The organism is Raineya sp. (assembly GCF_053497555.1).
Window position 1 is genome coordinate 1 of sequence record NZ_JBRCWE010000072.1, and the last position, 17251, is coordinate 17251.

Annotated in this window: 19 protein-coding genes; 6 read left to right on the top strand and 13 right to left on the bottom strand. The window is 38.2% G+C overall.

Translation table 11 applies throughout. The features are described from left to right. Positions 1 to 383, bottom strand: a 383-nt coding sequence (locus ACWITO_RS09575; RefSeq protein WP_448529770.1) for a tryptophan--tRNA ligase, incomplete at its 3' end; no start/stop codon positions are given. Between the two features lie 152 nt (positions 384 to 535). On the opposite strand from ACWITO_RS09575, the gene ACWITO_RS09580 reads away from it, so the two are divergent. Further along, complete coding sequence (locus ACWITO_RS09580) at positions 536 to 1744, top strand: peroxiredoxin family protein (protein ID WP_448529771.1); 1209 nt, start codon at positions 536 to 538, stop codon at positions 1742 to 1744. A gap of 6 nt (positions 1745 to 1750) precedes the next feature. On the opposite strand, the gene ACWITO_RS09585 is transcribed toward ACWITO_RS09580, so the two are convergent. Genes ACWITO_RS09585 through ACWITO_RS09600 form a run of 4 tightly spaced genes read right to left on the bottom strand, consistent with a single transcriptional unit; the run spans position 1751 to position 5397 of the window. Then, positions 1751 to 2482 (bottom strand): class I SAM-dependent methyltransferase, encoded by a 732-nt coding sequence (locus ACWITO_RS09585; RefSeq protein ID WP_448529772.1) that lies wholly within the window; start codon positions 2480 to 2482, stop codon positions 1751 to 1753. 10 nt (positions 2483 to 2492) lie between these two features. Continuing rightward, entirely contained in the window at positions 2493 to 3488 is a 996-nt protein-coding gene (locus ACWITO_RS09590; RefSeq protein ID WP_448529773.1) for a zinc-binding dehydrogenase, read from the bottom strand. Beyond that, entirely contained in the window at positions 3485 to 4966 is a 1482-nt protein-coding gene (locus ACWITO_RS09595) for an LptF/LptG family permease (RefSeq protein WP_448529774.1), read from the bottom strand. The genes ACWITO_RS09590 and ACWITO_RS09595 overlap by 4 nt, the downstream gene beginning before the upstream one ends. Positions 4967 to 5007: 41 nt before the next feature. Beyond that, positions 5008 to 5397 carry an START-like domain-containing protein gene (locus tag ACWITO_RS09600; protein WP_448529775.1) on the bottom strand — a complete coding sequence of 130 codons (390 nt, stop codon included), beginning with the start codon at positions 5395 to 5397 and terminating at the stop codon, positions 5008 to 5010. 190 nt (positions 5398 to 5587) lie between these two features. Between ACWITO_RS09600 and ACWITO_RS09605 the strand changes: the two genes are divergently transcribed. The 3 genes from ACWITO_RS09605 to ACWITO_RS09615 all read left to right on the top strand — a co-directional run bounded on the left by ACWITO_RS09605 (position 5588) and on the right by ACWITO_RS09615 (position 8255). Beyond that, a complete protein-coding gene (locus ACWITO_RS09605) occupies positions 5588 to 6403 on the top strand; it encodes a 2OG-Fe(II) oxygenase (protein ID WP_448529776.1) in 816 nt (271 codons plus the stop codon). Between the two features lie 81 nt (positions 6404 to 6484). Beyond that, positions 6485 to 7147, top strand: coding sequence for a LolA family protein (locus ACWITO_RS09610; RefSeq protein WP_448529777.1), 663 nt, complete (start codon positions 6485 to 6487; stop codon positions 7145 to 7147). Between the two features lie 79 nt (positions 7148 to 7226). Then, positions 7227 to 8255 carry a M28 family peptidase gene (locus tag ACWITO_RS09615; RefSeq protein WP_448529778.1) on the top strand — a complete coding sequence of 343 codons (1029 nt, stop codon included), beginning with the start codon at positions 7227 to 7229 and terminating at the stop codon, positions 8253 to 8255. A gap of 3 nt (positions 8256 to 8258) precedes the next feature. On the opposite strand, the gene ACWITO_RS09620 is transcribed toward ACWITO_RS09615, so the two are convergent. Next, on the bottom strand, positions 8259 to 9134 hold the full coding sequence (locus ACWITO_RS09620; protein ID WP_448529779.1) for an NAD kinase: 876 nt from the start codon (positions 9132 to 9134) through the stop codon (positions 8259 to 8261). Between the two features lie 182 nt (positions 9135 to 9316). Between ACWITO_RS09620 and ACWITO_RS09625 the strand changes: the two genes are divergently transcribed. After that, positions 9317 to 10285: a PhoH family protein gene (locus ACWITO_RS09625; RefSeq protein ID WP_448529780.1), complete on the top strand. Its 969-nt coding sequence runs from the start codon at positions 9317 to 9319 to the stop codon at positions 10283 to 10285. Here ACWITO_RS09625 and ACWITO_RS09630 read toward each other — a convergent pair. The 7 genes from ACWITO_RS09630 to ACWITO_RS09660 form a co-directional block, all read right to left on the bottom strand. Continuing rightward, entirely contained in the window at positions 10282 to 11061 is a 780-nt protein-coding gene (locus ACWITO_RS09630) for a Rossmann-like and DUF2520 domain-containing protein (RefSeq protein WP_448529781.1), read from the bottom strand. The two genes, ACWITO_RS09625 and ACWITO_RS09630, sit on opposite strands and share 4 nt — an antisense overlap. Positions 11062 to 11166: 105 nt before the next feature. After that, on the bottom strand, positions 11167 to 11688 hold the full coding sequence (locus ACWITO_RS09635; protein ID WP_448529782.1) for a hypothetical protein: 522 nt from the start codon (positions 11686 to 11688) through the stop codon (positions 11167 to 11169). 56 nt (positions 11689 to 11744) lie between these two features. Beyond that, a complete protein-coding gene (locus tag ACWITO_RS09640) occupies positions 11745 to 12404 on the bottom strand; it encodes an FISUMP domain-containing protein (protein WP_448529783.1) in 660 nt (219 codons plus the stop codon). A 219-nt stretch (positions 12405 to 12623) separates the two neighbouring features. Then, positions 12624 to 13058: a hypothetical protein gene (locus ACWITO_RS09645; RefSeq protein ID WP_448529784.1), complete on the bottom strand. Its 435-nt coding sequence runs from the start codon at positions 13056 to 13058 to the stop codon at positions 12624 to 12626. A 13-nt stretch (positions 13059 to 13071) separates the two neighbouring features. Beyond that, positions 13072 to 13914, bottom strand: coding sequence for an FISUMP domain-containing protein (locus ACWITO_RS09650; RefSeq protein WP_448529785.1), 843 nt, complete (start codon positions 13912 to 13914; stop codon positions 13072 to 13074). Positions 13915 to 14096: 182 nt separating this feature from the next. Beyond that, positions 14097 to 15725, bottom strand: coding sequence for a chaperonin GroEL (gene groL / locus ACWITO_RS09655; RefSeq protein WP_448529786.1), 1629 nt, complete (start codon positions 15723 to 15725; stop codon positions 14097 to 14099). A gap of 54 nt (positions 15726 to 15779) precedes the next feature. After that, positions 15780 to 16064 (bottom strand): co-chaperone GroES, encoded by a 285-nt coding sequence (locus tag ACWITO_RS09660; protein ID WP_448529787.1) that lies wholly within the window; start codon positions 16062 to 16064, stop codon positions 15780 to 15782. 306 nt (positions 16065 to 16370) lie between these two features. Between ACWITO_RS09660 and ACWITO_RS09665 the strand changes: the two genes are divergently transcribed. Next, positions 16371 to 17240, top strand: coding sequence for an outer membrane beta-barrel protein (locus ACWITO_RS09665; protein WP_448529788.1), 870 nt, complete (start codon positions 16371 to 16373; stop codon positions 17238 to 17240). Positions 17241 to 17251: the final 11 nt, after the last annotated feature.

The window sequence follows — 17251 nt, forward strand, 5'->3', positions numbered from 1 at the left end:
GGATAATCAAAAAGACCTGCATTGACATCTGCAAGGTTTTCGGATTTATCTTTGAAAGAATGAGCATTGGCGAGCATCGGATAGGGTGTAAAACAATTCAAATACCAAGTCAGTTCGCAAACTTCGGGGATACGCGATTGGCGATAAAAATAATTTTTTTCTGTATCAAAGCCAAAAGCCAGCCAAGCCGCCGCTATGGCTTGCGTGTTCTGAATACGCTCTTGTGCATTTTTGATAGTCGTAAGCGAATGAAAATCGGCAATAAAGAAAAAAGATTCGTTTGCTGAATTTTTGGACATTTCAATAGCAGGCAAAATTGCCCCCAAAAGATTTCCCAAATGCGGTCTGCCCGAACTCTGAATACCTGTTAAAATTCTTGCCATAGCCAAGTTGGTGGTTTGATAATTGTTGTTGAGTTTTCTAAAATATTTTCAGAAAAGAAAGTTTTGCAATTTAGAAAGGCTTTCAGAAAAAACAAAATGCTTTTTTCGGCGTTATGCAGTAAATTTCCGTAAATTGCAAAAAAAATTCACTTATGAAACGAGTGTTTTGGATTTTTCTTTTACCTATCACACTTTTTTCTCAGAATTTACCCACAGGTGCTTGGCGTTTTGTTTTGGAAAATGCGGGTGGAGGCATACCCTTCAATGCTGAAATTTTACAAAAAAATAAAAAATTTCTGCTTCGCATACACAACAGCGAAGAAAGCATTGATTTTGACGAAGTGGTAGTTTCCGAAGGGAAAGATTCTATTTTTGTGCCAATGAATACTTTTGATGCTTGTTTGGCTCTGCGACTGGAAGGCAAGCAAATGAGCGGTGCGTACAAACGCCACTACAACCAAACCTCGCAAGCTCTGAAAGCCTATTTTGGCGAAAAATATCGTTTTTTTGCTGAAAACAAACCTTCACAAATAGATTTTTCGGGCAAATGGGAAGTGAATTTTACCAATTCGGAAGGTAGAACCTACCCTGCCATAGCTCTTTTCAAGCACGATACCAAAACAGGCAAGATAACAGGCACTTTTCTCACTACCACAGGCGACTACCGCTTTTTGGAAGGGAATGTAAAAGACAATGCTTTGTACCTTTCCACTTTTGATGGGGCTTTTGCCTTTCTTTTCAAAGCAAATTTTGAAAATAATGAACTCAAAGGCGAGTTTTGGTCGGCAATGAATAAACAAGCCACTTGGACAGCCCGCCGAAACGAAAATGCTACTTTGCCTGATGCTTCCAAAATTACTTATCTCAAAGAAGGCTATGATAAGATTGAATTTAGCTTTCCTGACCTTTCGGGTAAAAAAGTTTCACTTGCAGACGAAAAATACCGAAACAAAGTGGTGATTTTGCAGATTTTTGGCTCTTGGTGTCCTAATTGTATGGACGAAACCGCTTTCCTTGCCGAATGGTACAGAAAAAACAAGAAAAAGCCTGTTGCAATTATTGGCTTGGCTTACGAAAGAAAACCCGATTTTGAATACGCAAAAAAAATGGTGGAAAAAGTCGTAAAACGCTTTAATGTAGAGTATGATTTTCTGATTGCAGGCACCAATGAAAAAGGTGTAGCCGAAAAAACACTCCCTATGCTCAATGGCATTTTTTCGTACCCTACTACCATTTTCATAGATAAAAAAGGCAAAGTTCGCAAAATTCATACAGGTTTTTCGGGTCCTGGTACGGGCGAATACTACAAAACTTGGCGACAAGAATTCAATGAGCTAATGAATACCTTGCTCAAAGAATAAACTTTGCTACAAAATTTTCAATTCCTTATCAGTTTTAGCAGTAAGCACGCTATACGCATTGGGCTTGATTTTTAGCAAAGTAGGAAAGATTTTCAGTAAAAACTGCTTGGCTCTGATAACCCAACGCTTCAAAGGCTGTGTGGGGTAGCTCATTTGTAAAATATCGCCCGCAAGTAGTGTATAGCGGTCTTTCAAGATAGTAAAATTTTCAGAAAGCAAAAGAAAGCGAAAAAGTGCAGGTGTGTAAATATTGATATGCCCGTAAGAAAGAAAATGCTTGATTTTCTTATCTACAAAAAAAGAAAAATCAATCGGAACTTCAAAAACCTGATGACGCGAAACCCTTTTGATTTCTCTGAGCAAAGCCCGCTCAAATTCTACGTGTTCAAGCACGTGAGAGCAAATCACTAAATCAAAAAAATTATCGGGATAAGGGATATGGTAGCCATCAAAAAGTCGTGCTTCTTGCAAATTGGCAAGATTTTTCTCTTTAATTTTCTCCAAACCGCTCTCCGAAATCTCCAAAGCATACAAGTTGGGGGCAAAATGAGCCTGATTGAGCCAAGCCAGAATACTGCCATCGCCTGCTCCTACCTCCAAAACTCGCTCAAATTGCATATCTTGCGTAAGCCAAAGAATATTTTGGACTTTGTATTTAGCTGATAAATTCCGCCATTCTGCTCTTTCAGACTTGTACTGATTTTTATAGCTTTCTGCAAGGTTTTGAGAAACTTCCATTGGTACAAGGTTACATTTCTATCACAATTTTCCCTTTTATTTTTCCCATAGCCATATCGTTAAGAGCCTCTACAATAGCCCCGAAAGGGCGTACCGAATCTACCATAGGAAAAATTTGATGTTTGCTTACAAATTGCACCATATCTGCAAATTCTTGGTCATTGCCCATTGTAGAGCCTTTGATAGTAGCCTGACGGAAAAAAAGGCTTGGTATATCAATTTTAGCCGTGCCGAGAGTTGCTCCATAAGTAACAATTATCCCCGACATTTTACAAAGTTTAATCAGTAAATTAAAATCGTTTCCGCCTGCACTATCAATAATTACATCAAAACCTTCCTTTTCGGTAAGTTTGAATAAATCTTTGTGCCAATCTACTTTGGTATAAAGCACACCGCCTTTGATATTTGCCTTTTTTTGCAAAAGTTGAATTTGAGCCTCGCTACTGGAAGTTACCCAAACATTTGCCCTCACCGCAGAAGCAAATTGAGCGGCAAATTGAGCTACTCCTCCTCCTGCACCTGTTACAAGCACATTTTTACCTGCTGAAATTTCACCTTTGTAAAAGCAAGCTCTATACGCTGTAAGAGCCGCCAGCGGCAAAGCCGCCGCTTCATTATCCGAGAGATGAGCAGGCTTTTCGTGTAATCTATGCACAGGCACACATACGTACTCGGCAAAAGTGCCATTGGTAGGCATTCCTAAAATGGTGTAAGAAAGTTGTGGGTGGCGAGCATCTTCCCCCCAATTTACATTTGGATTGATGATAACTTTTTTACCTATCCAAGCAGTATCTTTGGCGGAACCAACTTTTTCCACAATACCGCAAGCGTCAGAGCCTAAAATTGCCCCTTGCTGAATGCCCGGATACAAACCCACTCGTATCCACTGGTCGCGGCGATTGAGTGCCGCATACAAAACTTTCACCAAAACTTCCCCTTCTTGAGGCTCGGGTACGGCTACGTCCTGAATTTCAACTTCGTTTTCAGTAAGAACTAATGCTTTCATTGCGTTGTAGGCGTTTTATTTTTTTTGAATTTTTCACTAAATCTTTCAAACCAAATCCGATACATTTCAAACTCAAAAAGACGAGAATCTTTACGAGCCTGATTGAAAAAGAATATCCCAAAAACCAAAAAAATAAGATTGGGTATCCACATTGCCCAAGCCTCCATAACACCCTCTTTCACCCATTTTTCAAAAAGCATATTTACCACATAGTACAAAATAAAGAAAAATACCGATACCAAAATAGGTATGCCCAAACCGCCCTTCTTGATAATAGAACCCAAAGGAGCCCCTATCAGAAACATCATAAAACAGGCAAGTGCAAAGGTAAATTTTTTGTGCAACTCTGTATAATGCTCACGAATTTCATTGGTTTTATGAAACAAATTGCCTCTACGAAATTCTAAAAAGCCTTTCACACTACGAGCTTGGTTCAATGCCCTCTGCAAAATAAGTGTTGTAGTGGTGCTATCAAAGCGTTTTTGCCAAAAAGAATCTACTTGTTTGGGTGAAAAATGAAGTTTATAGTTGAAAGTAAGTTTGGAAAAGCTATCTTGTGGAAGAGGCTTTTGATGATGAACATAATACGTAGGCACTTCGGATTTACTTTTTTCTTTGGCTTTTACGATTTCCCTCTTGAAAGAATCTATCTCTCTACGAAGTTCAACAACGTTTTTCATTAAGCGGTGGTAGCGAAAAAGCGAGTCGGAAATATTGCTTTTCCTAAAAGCGGCAAGGCTCAAAACCAGTTTTGTCTTTTTGTACTGATTTCGGATAAATTTGACATTGCTTTGCCCTGTGCCGTCGTTGTGTTCGCTGTAAGCATTACCATTGAAAAGTTCCATTACCAGATACGCTCCATCTAAAATTGTATACATTCTGCCCGAGTCGGCAATTACTACATCTTTGTTGCCCCTGAAATCTTGATGAGAGTAGATAATTACATTTTTTAGGCTCTTGCCATCAGGGTACTTTTTGCTTACCTTGATGCTATAATTGGGTATGCCGTCATAAAAAATCCCCTCTTTCAAATCAAGAGTAGCTTTGGTTTGTTTTACATTGTAGAGCGTGCTGTATGCCTTGATATTGGCATAAGGTACTACTTTATTGCTAAACCAAAAAGAAACCGCTGAAACCAAAAGGGCAAAAACACCAATAGGGCGTAAAGTACGCGTAAGCGAAACCCCCGCACTCTTGATAGCGGTTAGTTCAAAATGCTCGCCCAAATTGCCATAAGCCATAAGAGCCGAAAGCAAAACCGCCAGCGGCAAAGCCATTGGTGTTAGGCTTAAAGCAAAATAATACAACATTTTGGAGAAAGTGAAAGCCCCTATATCTTTGCCTACAAACTCATCAAGGTAGCTCATTATCATTTGTATAAGTAGCAGAAAAACCACTACGAAATACGTAAGCAAAAACGAAGGAACAAATGCCTTCAAGATAAGCCAATCTATTTTCTTGATGCGTAGAAGCGGCATTAAAGCGAGTTTTTCTGCAAATTTACAAGAAAAGTCTGAAACTAACCGCCAACAATTTCTTTAAGTTTATGAATCAGTCCGTCCCAAAGTTCGTTTAGTTCTTCTTCGTCTGTTTCATCAGAATAATCGGTAATGCGAATAAAAGTGGAATTGGTGAGGTCGTTATGGTCTAAGCGAAATTCAATATAAGACGGGTTTTCAGAGTTTTTATGTTTATCAAATTCAAATTTAATAGATTTTCCCATTCTTTGTGAGGCAATCGTACCGATATGGTCTTCATTATCCCAATGAAAGCGATACGTATGTGTATCTATGCTTTGTACCTCATCAGCAAACCATTCTTGCAAACCAATGGCAGTAGAAAAATAAGGATAAAGCATTTTCACCGATGCCTTTAGCTCATACTCCTTTGTAAATTTGTGTTTTTTCATAAGCAAACGCAAAACGATACCAAGATGAAAATGATTTTCAAGGATTTAGAAGGAAAACTTCCCACAAGCTATTTTGCAGTATAAAACTAATAGCTCCAAAAGCAAATATAAAGCATTTCTAATTTTTCACAATTTTTTTCTATGTTTTTTCTGCAAAAAACGTTTATATTTGTAAAAATTTTGTTTTTCTATGCAAACTACTCTTGTTTCGGCTTTAGACTATTTGAATAACGAATATTTTTCGGCAGAAAAAATTGCTGAGCTGCAAAAATCCTTCCAAAATGCCAAGCCTTACAAGCATCTGGTAATGGATAATTTTCTGAAAGAAGAATTTGCTAATATACTTCACGATAATTTCCCTCCTACCGAAAAATTAGCCAAACATTACGATGGCATCAACGAAAATAAATCGGAAGGGGCAAATTTTGATGATTTTCACCCTGCTTTCAATGAAATTCGCAAGGTACTGATGAGCCAAGAAGTTGCCGAGTGGGTTTCTAAAGTTACAGGCATTGCAGATGTTTTCATTACCAACGACCATCTGGGCTGTGGCTTACACGAAGGTAAAAATGGTAGTTTTTTGGATATTCATATTGATTTCAATATCCACCCTTCTCAAAATGTACATCGCAGGCTCAATATGCTTATTTATATGAATAAGGACTGGAAGCCCGAATATGGTGGCGATTTGGAAATGTGGAACGCCCATATGACTGCCTGCGAGAAAAAAGTAGCTCCACTATTCAACAGAGCTGTTATTTTTGAAACCAACGAAATTTCTTATCACGGGTACAATAAAATCAATGTTCCTGCGGGAATGACAAGAAAATCCATTTATACCTATTTTTATACCAAAGAACGAGCCGATGCCGTAAAATATCACGATACGGTATTCAAACCTCGCCCCGATGACGCTCTTACTAAAAAAATTGCCACCAATACCAAAGAAAAAATCAAGAACTTCATCAAAGCACAATTACGCAAAGTAGGCATTGTTTGGAAATAAAGTAAGTTTCATTAAACTTTTTCACTTGAATTGTGTCTATTAGGGTAGTAAATTTGTAAAGATTTTTTAACGTAAAAAACAATGAAAAAGACCTTCGCAATAATTGCTTTTTTAGGAATTTGTGAGGCTATCGCACAGCCCAAGCAAGTAACTCCTCCCGAAGATAGGGCTCGTCAGATACTTGCAGAGGTGGAAAATAAATTTTCATCTGCCAAAGCCCTGCAAGCCGATTTTACCTATGAATTTCGTAATGAAGTCAATAAAACCAAAGACGAAGCCAAAGGTACTTTTGTAATGAAAAAAAATAAGTTCAAGCTCAAACTTGCCAACCAAGAAATTTACAACAATGGCAAAACCGTTTGGACTTACCTGAAAGATGCTAACGAAGTAAGCATTTCCGATTATACCCCCGATGATGACTCTTTCGTAACGCCTGAAAAAGTTATCAAACTTTACAAGAAAGATTACAAATACGTTTTCATTCGCGAATTTACCGAGAATGGTAAAGTGTATGAGGAAATAGACCTTCAACCTACCGATAGAAGTAAAAAAGTTTTCAAAATTCGCTTAGTTATCAATAAAAAAACCCGAAGCATCAAGAGTTGGGAAATTTTTGAAAAAAATCAGAATTGCTCCAAATACATTATCAATACCATTGCGTATGATGTGCAAGTTGATGACAACTATTTCAACTTTGATAAACGCAAGTACCCCAATGTCAATGAAGTAGATTTGAGAGATTAAAAAAATATTTTTTCTTGCAAACCTTATGGGCTGATGTAAAGTCTGTAAGGTTTTTATTTTCTTTTGAAACGCTATCCATATGCTAAAAAAAACTTTTTCTGCTTTCCTTTTGCTGATGGCTTTGTGGTCTTGTACTGCCAACAACACCAACACCGAAACTCCTAACGAAAACAATACAAACAACCCTCCCCAAAACACCAAACCCTTGGTAAAAGCCCCCGAATTTAATGCGGATAGTGCTTTTGCTTATATTGAAAAGCAATTAGCTTTCGGTCCGCGAGTACCCAATTCGGAAGCTCACCGCCAATGTGCCGATTATTTGGTAAAAACTTTACAAAAATTAGGTGCTACTACTCAAATACAAGAGTTTCAGGCAACTTCTTTTGATAAAAAAACTTGGAACGGCAAAAATATCATTGGCAGTATCAACCCACAAGCAAGCAAACGCATACTGCTGGCGGCTCATTGGGATAGTAGACGCTTTTCGGATAAAGAAAAAGATACAACTCTTCATAAAAAACCTATTGATGCCGCCGATGATGGTGCCAGTGGTGTAGCTGTTATTTTGGAAATTCTACGAACTATCCAAAATGCTCCCGAAAAGCCCCAAATTGGCATTGATGTAATCTTTTTTGATTTGGAAGACGACGGCACCCCCGAAGGCTATAAAGAAGAAGACCACAGCAATTCTACGTGGTGTCTGGGTTCGCAATATTGGTCAAAAAATAAGCATACTCCCAATTATTCAGCTTATTTTGGCATTTTGTTGGATATGGTGGGGGCAAAAGGTGCTAAATTTTATCATGAGCCTTTTTCTGTGCAGTATGCCGAAGGAATTGTACAAGAAGTATGGCAAACAGCCCAACGCTTAGGTTATGGTAACTTTTTTATCAATCAAAAAACACCTATGCAAGGCGGTATTATGGACGACCACTTCTACGTAAATCGTGATGCCAAAATTCCAATGATTGATATTATCAATTATGAAAGTTCTTTCCCTGCACATCATCATACGCAGGCAGATAACATTCAAATTATTGATAAAACTACCCTCAAAGCCGTAGGGCAAACACTTTTGCAAGTGTTGTATAATCAGACTTTGCAATAGATTTTAATTCCTTGCGTCCCAACCCCAATTAAGCTTGCTTCGTAAAGTATCCAAAAAATTGGTGTCATTGGCTTTTACGAGCTTTGCTTTGAATTTCTCTTTGCTAATAGCAAGCTGAACTGAAGCATCTATCACACGGGAGCGAGAATCTAAGGAAACCAAAAAATTTTTACTTCTACCCTCTATTTCAAAAGAAATAACACTTTCGTCAGAAATAACCATAGGACGTACCGTAAGGTTGTGGGGGCTTACAGGTGTAATCACAAAATTGCTTGAACGTGGCAAAATCAAAGGTCCGCCACAGCTCAAAGAATACCCCGTAGAACCCGTAGGCGTGGCTATAATCAAGCCGTCTGCCCAGTAGGAGTTTAGATATTCGCCGTCTATGTAGGTATGCACCGTAATCATTGAGGCAGTATCGCGTTTGGTGATAGTGAAATCGTTGAGGGCAAAAGGATAGCCTTCAAAAATATCTTTATTGCTTTCTAAATGCAGAAGTGTCCTTTCTTCAATGCTATAAAACCCTTCTGTAAGGTTTTTCAAGAGGCTTTTGATTTGCAAAGGAGCGTGAGTAGCCAAAAAGCCTAATCTGCCCGTATTGATGCCCACAATTGGAATTTCCAAAGCTCCCACGTGAGTAACCGCCTCCAAAAGAGTTCCATCGCCACCCAAACTCAAAAAAAATTGACAATTTTTTAGCTCACTGGGCTTTTCATAAATATTTTCAGGAACGTGCTTTATCAAAGACTTTTTCAAAACTTTGTAAAAACTTGCAGAAACACAAGCCTCAATATTGTGCTTTCTTAAACATACAAATAAATCTTGGATATACTTGCGTATTTCTTTCTGAAAAACTTTTCCGTGAATAGCTACGTGCATTGTCGTAATTTTTATGCAAAATTTGTAAGCAAATAAGCAAAAATTTCTTTATTTTAGCACCAAGTTTAAGGATTTATTGAAAGGTCTAAGGTTTGAAGTTCAAAGTTCAAACCTGTGTTTGTAAGTTTTAGACAAGTTTGATTTATCGTGTCTTAATGGTTTCACCTAAAAATCGGTAATCTTTGATAGAAAAAATTATCACACTGGAAAATATACCCTTGGTAGATTTCTTGGGAGCGGAAAATAGCCATATCAAACAAATAGCGGCGGCTTTTCCAACAAGCAAAATTCTTTCACGTGGCAATGAAATTCGCATACAAGGGCAAACCCCTGAAATTCTAAAAATCAATGCCATTATCAATGCCCTTCTGACACACTACCATAAGTTTGGTAAAATTACACCTCAAAATATTGAAGAACTTATCGTTCAGAACGATAAGGAGCAGAAAGAAAGCAGTAGCCTTGAAAAAATCCGTGAAGAAGTTATTTTGTACGGAACAAAAGGTTTCGGTATCAAGCCACGTACCCAAAACCAAGCCCTCATGGTAAAGGCTTCTATGGAAAACGATTTAGTTTTTGCATTAGGACCCGCAGGTACAGGTAAAACGTATATTGCAGTAGCTTTGGCGGTGCAAGCTCTTAAAAATAAGCAAGTCAAAAAAATTATCATCACTCGCCCTGCCGTAGAAGCAGGCGAAAATTTAGGCTTTTTGCCCGGCGATTTGAAAGAAAAAGTAGATCCCTACTTGCGTCCTATTTACGATGCTCTCGACGATATGATTCAAGCTGAAAAGCTCAAATTTTATCTTGAAAATCGTATCATTGAAATTGCTCCTCTTGCGTATATGCGTGGGCGAACCCTTAGCGATGCTTTTATCTTGCTTGATGAGGCTCAGAACACTACCCCTATGCAAATGAAAATGTTTCTGACTCGTATGGGAGCAAACTCCAAAGTAATTGTAACAGGCGACCAATCGCAAATTGATTTGCCCAGCAAACAGCGTTCAGGACTTACCGATGCCCTTCGGATACTTCAAAATATTGAAGGAATTGCCGTGGTAGAGCTTGATGCCCGCGATGTAGTTCGCCACCGCCTCGTAAAAGCAATTATCCAAGCCTACGATAAAGTAGAAAATAGTAGAGAGGGTTAAGGCTTGTGCTTGCTTCTGATACTTTCCGAAATAATTTCGTAAATTTTCTGTTTCAGCTTATCGCTTTCAAGCAGTTGCAGGTGCTTTTGAATGATGATTTGGTCGTTGCGGCGGGCAGGTCCCGTCTGAATAGCAAAGATATTTTCTGCTTCTATTGCTTTTGAAAAGGTTTCTTGAATAAGCGGCTTGAGCAATTCAAATGGCAAGTTTTCATTTCTTAGAATTTCTTGTGAAATACCAAGCAGATGATTGACAAAATTATTTGCAAAAACTGCCGCCAAATGCAATTTAAGCCTCTCATCTGAACCAATCAAATACACTTTTGGGCTAATTGCTTCTGCTAATGCCTTCAAGCAAGTAATGGTTTGGGTAGAATTGCCCTCAATGCAAAAAGGTACTTCTCGCATTGCAACTTTTCTCGTTTTAGAAAAGGTTTGTAAAGGATAAAACACACCAAAGTTCGCTTGATTTTGTAAATTTTCAAAAACTGCCATAGGGGTACTTCCCGAAGTATGAGCAACAATTTGGTAGCTGGTTAGCTGTATCTGCCTAATAATTTCTGGCAAAGCATTATCCGAAACTGCAAGCAAAATAATTTCCGCTTGACTTTCTTGGAAATCAAGGCTTTCTTGATGAAAAGCGTTTAGATAGCCTGCTAATTCATTGGCTTTTTGGCTATCTCTGCCATATACTTCTACAATTTGATGAGCAGTTTGCCTGAAAGCATTGGCAAGATGCCAAGCTACATTTCCTGTGCCAACAAGAGCTATTTTCATTTGCCAACTTGATGATTTCAAAAAAATTGCGATGGCTTGTAAGCCATCGCAAAAATACAAAAGATAGAAACAAGTTCCTTTGTGTGTATTCAATTTTGATGAAAATTATTTGCTAATGCTTTCAAAGGCGTTTCGTATCACATTCTGAAATTCGGGTTTGCCTTTGTAACGCTCTACTGCTCCAAATAGGATAATTTTGTTGCCCATTTTAGTTACATATACGAGTGTCCAACCCTTTTCACCATTTTCGTTTGTAGCATCGCCATTCATTTCCAAAACAAAAAAGTTCAAACCCTTTTCTGGTTTTTTCACCACTTTCATATTTTCGTCGATGTAGTCATCACCAAGTTTTTCAGGTGAAACATAAGCTAATTTGGCTTGTGCTTTGAAAAAGCTACTGATTTTGAGAGATATTTCGTCATTATTGCCTGTAAAACTTTCAATCTGAATAGAAGCATTTTTTTGGGGGTGGCGAGCCGAAATAAAACTCCACGATTGTTGGCTGTTATCAACCACCTTCCAACCCTTAGGTAAGTTGATTTTTACGCCGTAGGCATTGGTTGCCTCTTGCGAAAATGCTACAAAGGCAAATAAAAACACCCAAACTGAAAGAACTATTTTTTTCATACAAAAATATTGATTTGAAGGGTTATTTAATGCTTAGCAAAAACTGCTTTGGAAAGTCAATCTTTTACACAGCGGCAACTCATTGCTAAATTATCTCTAAAATTCGTTCCATAGATAACTACACCTTTTTCCCCTTCATACTCTTCATTGTAGAAGGTGATAACAACAGCCGTATTTCTGCCCAAAGCTTTAGGAGCAGGGGTGCTTGTCCAAAACATTCCCAAATTGTTTGTGTATTTGAACTCTGGTTCGCTGGTAATATCGTGGTAAATCCCTGCAAATGAACTTTTGTCTGTAAATTCAATTTTTTCAAAAAGCGGAACCGCCTCTTTGTAAAACTCTGTGGCTGGGGTATCCTCAACGTCTTTTTTGTAGGGTTTTAGTTTTAGCGTTTTCAAAGCCTCTTGCCATTCTTTACTTGTGGGTACGTGCCAGCCTTTGGGACAAAGGTTTTTACTTTCTACCGCCTTCCAAGTGTAGAGCCTTCCCATTTTTTCGGAAAAAGTTTCATTGTTATTGATAGCAAAAGAACCTTCCATTTGGTAATTCAGGTTTTGAGCCATCCATTCTTTTTTACCTATCATTGTGGTTTTATAGGTTTTACCATCTCTTGGGTCTTTGAGGGTACCCAATACAGCAGGGCGAAGCCCGCCAGAAATTGCCGCAAAAGCCAAAGCTAATATAGGCAATATAAAAAGTTGGGGTCTTTTTTGCATAATTTTTTTCTATTTTCTGAAAACTATTAAAGACTTTTACAGAGAACTTGCCCAACATTTATGAAAGCAGGTTTGAAAAGTTGAAGATTGGCAAGTTTGAAATTTTAGTTTGAACTTGCAAACCCTTGAAGCATTCAATTTTCTGAACCTTTGGACCTACCAATAGATTTACATTCAAAATATTAGACAATCTCAAAATTTAGGCTAAATGATATTTCGCTATTTTTTTCTTTTAAGCACAATTTTATTTACAAAAAAGTGATGTAAGCCCGTATCATCTCTATACTCTAAAACGAGCTTATCTTTGCTGAACTCTAAAATTTTATACCATTTCTCTCCAACGTGGAATAAATCCATACTATAAATATTGCAGTAAACCTTATCGCTTGATACCACAGGTTTGCCCACTGGTTTTCTACGCCTAATGAAATACTGACGATTATCTTCTCTGAAGAACTCATATTCAATGGTTTTGAAAATTTCAGCAAATTCACCTCTGAAATAATGCTCTATATCCTCTTTGCTTGCGATTTTTTCTGAAGCCGCTACATCAATTACCCAAGTACCCGTTAGCTCTTCCACATTGTATTGAGCAAATACAGAGAAATTAAGCAGAAAGAATACCAAACAGAAGCCTACTTTTACTTTTCTCATTTTGAGTTTTATTTTAAGGAATATTTTTCACACAACGCACGCATACGCCAGTCGCTTTATTAGAAAATGCAAAGTAAAATGGTGTTCCGGTGTTGGATTTAGTCAAAGTTAGTACAACTGCTTGACTTGGAAAGTCAGCATCTTCTGTGGAAGTCCATAGATAGCCAATATTGCCTTCGTGCCAAAGTTGAGGAACTGAAAAAACTAAATAGCCATTATATTGCATATTAAAATAATCGGGGCTTGTTAGTATTCCCAAACCAATAAGATTTGCAGTCGAAGAACCACTAGGGGCTAACTGTTGAAAATCTGATTTGCTTGGTAATCGCCAACCTTGCGGGCAAATATTAAGTGCTTGTTGCCAAGTTACATAGGCAGCATCTCTGTAAGTTGCAGGGGTGCTACTTACTTGTGTGCCCCCATTTTGTCCAATATCTTTTTTGAACCAAATCTTTTTATTATCATTATCGTAATATAAGGGAATATCGTAATTGTAGGAATTGCCCGCAGCGTTAGTGAGTACTTGAATATAATTTTTGGTTGTAAAGTTCTGCTCCGATTCCAAAGTTATTCCCCCTTGCGAAATGCTAATTTTGCCTCTTGTTGAGCCATTAGGGACTTTTACTTTAAGATTTTTACCACCCCCCGATTTTTCTGTGGCTTCCACTTCGCCAAACTTTACTATTGCATTGGTACTCATTCCACTACCCGAAAGCGTAATTTCATCATTTACATTGCCTTCCAAAACACTTATACTTGTGAAAGTAAGAGGTTCTGTGGTGTCCTTTTTCTTACAACCGAGTGTAGCAAAAACAGCTACAAAAAAACTTAATCCGAAAATTTGGAGATTTTTCATTGTTTTTGAATTTAATGACAAACATACCCCAAAATAAGTTGGAAAGGCTTGTAGGAAAGACGAGTATTTAACGGAATGTAAAAAATTTTTAACGAAATACAGAGATTACTTAACGAAAAAACAAAAAGACTTTCCTTGTTCAGGAAAGTCTTTTGTTGGATATAACTGGATTGAAGTACGGCTTACATCATTCCGTCCATTCCGCCCATACCGCCGGGCATTGCAGGAGCTTTGTTCTCTTCTGGTTCATCAGCTACTACACACTCAGTAGTAAGGAGCAAGCCAGCAATAGAAGCGGCATTTTCAAGAGCCAGACGGGTAACTTTGGTAGGGTCTATGATACCCGCTTCAAACATATGCTCAAATTCGTTGGTACGAGCATTGAAGCCAAAGTCTTTTTTACCCTCTTTTACTTTGTTCAAAATTACAGAACTTTCAAGACCTGCATTGGCTACGATAGTTCTGAGAGGAGCTTCCAAAGCCTGACGGATAATATTTACTCCTGTTCTTTGGTCTTCGTTATCTACTTTTACGGCATCAAGGGCTTCCAAAGCTCTTACCAAAGCTACACCACCACCGGGAACAATACCTTCGGCAATAGCGGCACGAGTAGCGTGAAGGGCATCGTCCATTCTATCTTTTTTCTCTTTCATTGCTACTTCGGTAGCGGCACCTACATAAAGGATAGCTACACCGCCAGAAAGTTTTGCCAAACGCTCTTGAAGTTTTTCTCTGTCGTAGTCGGAAGTAGTGGTTTCAATTTGAGCTTTTATTTCATTGATACGAGCTTTTACAGCATCTTTTTTGCCTTTGCCATCTACAATAGTCGTGTTATCTTTATCTACAATCACACGAGCGGCTTCTCCAAGATACAAGCCTGCACTTTCTAGTGTAAAGCCTCTTTCTTCTGAAATCACTTCGCCACCAGTAAGGATAGCAATATCTTGAAGCATTGCTTTTCTTCTATCACCGAAGCCTGGAGCTTTTACAGCACATACTTTGAGCGTACCACGCAAGCGATTCACTACAAGGGTAGCCAAAGCATCGCCTTCTACATCTTCGGCAATGATGAGCAAAGGTCTGCCAGATTGAGCTACTTGCTCCAATACAGGCAAAATTTCTTTCATAGAAGAAATTTTCTTTTCAGTGATAAGCAAATAAGGCTTATCCAATTCTGCCTGCATTTTTTCGGTATTGGTTACAAAGTAAGGAGAAAGATAGCCTCTATCAAACTGCATTCCCTCTACGGTTTTGAGTTCATTAGCAGTTCCTTTGGCTTCTTCAATGGTAATCACTCCGTCTTTGCCAACTTTTTTCATTGCTTCGGCAATGAGGTTACCGATTTCTTCGTCGTTATTGGCAGAAATAGTAGCTACTTGGGCGATTTCTTTTTCACCTTTTACTTCTTTGGATTGTTTTTTGAGGTTTTCTACTACTGCCGCTACCGCTTTATCAATACCACGCTTCAAATCCATAGGGTTTGCACCAGCAGTAACGTTTTTCAGACCTGCTGTAAAGATAGCCTGAGCAAGTACAGTAGCAGTAGTGGTACCGTCTCCTGCCATATCAGCAGTTTTGGAAGCTACTTCTTTCAAAAGTTGAGCTCCCATATTTTCAATAGCATCTTTGAGTTCAATATCTTTGGCAACGGTTACACCATCTTTGGTAATAGCAGGAGAACCATATTTTTTATCTAAAATAACATTTCTGCCCTTAGGACCAAGTGTTACTTTTACTGCGTTTGCAAGGGCATCAATACCTTTTTTTAGTTTTTCTCTTGCATCAGAATCAAAAACTATTCTTTTAGCCATAGTTGTTTGCGTTTTTTGGGGTTAAAAAATGAGAAAAGATTAAAGTGTAAAAAATTAGAGAATTGCGAAAATATCAGATTCACGCATAATGAGGTACTCTTTGCCATCAACAGTGATTTCGGTACCTGCATATTTGCCATAAAGCACGGTATCGCCTTCTTTTACGGTCATAGGCTCATCTTTTTTGCCTTTACCTACGGCAACTACCACGCCTCTTTGGGGTTTTTCTTTGGCATTGTCAGGGATAATGATACCAGAAGCAGTTTTAGTTTCAGCCTCGGCAGGTTCTACCAGAACTCTGTCGGCAAGCGGAGTAATTTTCAATTTATTTTTTCCCATACTGATTATGAATTTTAGGTTTAAGGAAATGCTTTTCTGAAAGGTTGCAACCATAGCATAGCATTTTATATGCCAATGTAATTTTTAAGGACAAATAGACGCAAAGCTCAGACGAGCAAAAATGCTTAAAACTTGTCATTTTCAAAGATTTTGAGCTTATTACTACTGCAATATTCTTTGTAATGGCTAAAATAATATGTCAGAAAAACTGACAATTTTTCAGTCTTTTTGTCAGATTGCAAAATATTTTTTTTGAATCGAAACAAATTGTATTTTCTTACGTAATACAAATAAAGGGCTATTCGTATGCGAACACTTTTGCACATTATTTTGGGATTTTTCTTTTGCACCATTTCGGCAGAAACTATCGCCCAAAGGCGAACTTACAAACCCCCTAAAAAAGACTATCTTGGTAGTTTTGATGACTCGCAGTGGTGGATTGGTATTCACGCAGGCGTAAATTTGGGGAAAGCTCTCCCCCTGAAACGCTACGATGTTTTAGAATTTACCAATGGCAATAGCGTGAATAAAGAGTATGACGGCTTTCGCAGATTAGGTCTGCAAGCAGGTGCAAGGGTAGATTTCAACTTCCTGACAAACTTCTCTGCCAGCTTCCAACCTACCTACAACAATATGAATGTTGGCTATGAGGTGGCTTACCAGTGGCAAGGGCAAGATAATAACTTTCTGGATTTGCGTTACAACCATCGTATTCGGCTCAATTATTTGGAATTGCCTTTGCTGGTACGCTTTGATGTACTCCGCCAAGCCTTTAAGCCTTACGTTCAAGGCGGTATTGGCTATGGTATGCTCATCAAGGCAGATAAATACATTGAAATAGAGAGCTTTGATAGAGCCTCAGGAGCAAATAATCCTATACAAAACGAATCGCCTGTGATTGGTGCTAAAAATCTATTTATTACCTCTCAATGGATTTGGTACTTGGGGGGCGGCATTAGCACAGAACTTGGTAATGTACGTTTGGGCTTGGAACTCAACTACAAACAAGGTCTGAATAATATCACCAATCGCCTCAATCGCTATTCAGACCAACGTATGATTGGCGTTTTAGATGCCCTTGATGATATGACTTTGCAAAATATACAAATGGAGTTTTATTGTGTTTTTCCTATGAAGTTTTTGCAAGTTTCTTCTTTCAGGAGAGTAAGACCCTAACAAACAAAACA

Bases quoted from the DNA above. Each gene is read 5' to 3' on its own strand.
- ACWITO_RS09580 (WP_448529771.1), top strand. From the start codon at position 536: ATGAAACGAGTGTTTTGGATTTTTCTTTTACCTATCACACTTTTTTCT.
- ACWITO_RS09585 (WP_448529772.1), bottom strand. From the start codon at position 2,482: ATGGAAGTTTCTCAAAACCTTGCAGAAAGCTATAAAAATCAGTACAAG.
- ACWITO_RS09590 (WP_448529773.1), bottom strand. From the start codon at position 3,488: ATGAAAGCATTAGTTCTTACTGAAAACGAAGTTGAAATTCAGGACGTA.
- ACWITO_RS09595 (WP_448529774.1), bottom strand. From the start codon at position 4,966: ATGCCGCTTCTACGCATCAAGAAAATAGATTGGCTTATCTTGAAGGCA.
- ACWITO_RS09600 (WP_448529775.1), bottom strand. From the start codon at position 5,397: ATGAAAAAACACAAATTTACAAAGGAGTATGAGCTAAAGGCATCGGTG.
- ACWITO_RS09605 (WP_448529776.1), top strand. From the start codon at position 5,588: ATGCAAACTACTCTTGTTTCGGCTTTAGACTATTTGAATAACGAATAT.
- ACWITO_RS09610 (WP_448529777.1), top strand. From the start codon at position 6,485: ATGAAAAAGACCTTCGCAATAATTGCTTTTTTAGGAATTTGTGAGGCT.
- ACWITO_RS09615 (WP_448529778.1), top strand. From the start codon at position 7,227: ATGCTAAAAAAAACTTTTTCTGCTTTCCTTTTGCTGATGGCTTTGTGG.
- ACWITO_RS09620 (WP_448529779.1), bottom strand. From the start codon at position 9,134: ATGCACGTAGCTATTCACGGAAAAGTTTTTCAGAAAGAAATACGCAAG.
- ACWITO_RS09630 (WP_448529781.1), bottom strand. From the start codon at position 11,061: ATGAAAATAGCTCTTGTTGGCACAGGAAATGTAGCTTGGCATCTTGCC.
- ACWITO_RS09635 (WP_448529782.1), bottom strand. From the start codon at position 11,688: ATGAAAAAAATAGTTCTTTCAGTTTGGGTGTTTTTATTTGCCTTTGTA.
- ACWITO_RS09640 (WP_448529783.1), bottom strand. From the start codon at position 12,404: ATGCAAAAAAGACCCCAACTTTTTATATTGCCTATATTAGCTTTGGCT.
- ACWITO_RS09645 (WP_448529784.1), bottom strand. From the start codon at position 13,058: ATGAGAAAAGTAAAAGTAGGCTTCTGTTTGGTATTCTTTCTGCTTAAT.
- ACWITO_RS09650 (WP_448529785.1), bottom strand. From the start codon at position 13,914: ATGAAAAATCTCCAAATTTTCGGATTAAGTTTTTTTGTAGCTGTTTTT.
- groL (WP_448529786.1), bottom strand. From the start codon at position 15,725: ATGGCTAAAAGAATAGTTTTTGATTCTGATGCAAGAGAAAAACTAAAA.
- ACWITO_RS09660 (WP_448529787.1), bottom strand. From the start codon at position 16,064: ATGGGAAAAAATAAATTGAAAATTACTCCGCTTGCCGACAGAGTTCTG.
- ACWITO_RS09665 (WP_448529788.1), top strand. From the start codon at position 16,371: ATGCGAACACTTTTGCACATTATTTTGGGATTTTTCTTTTGCACCATT.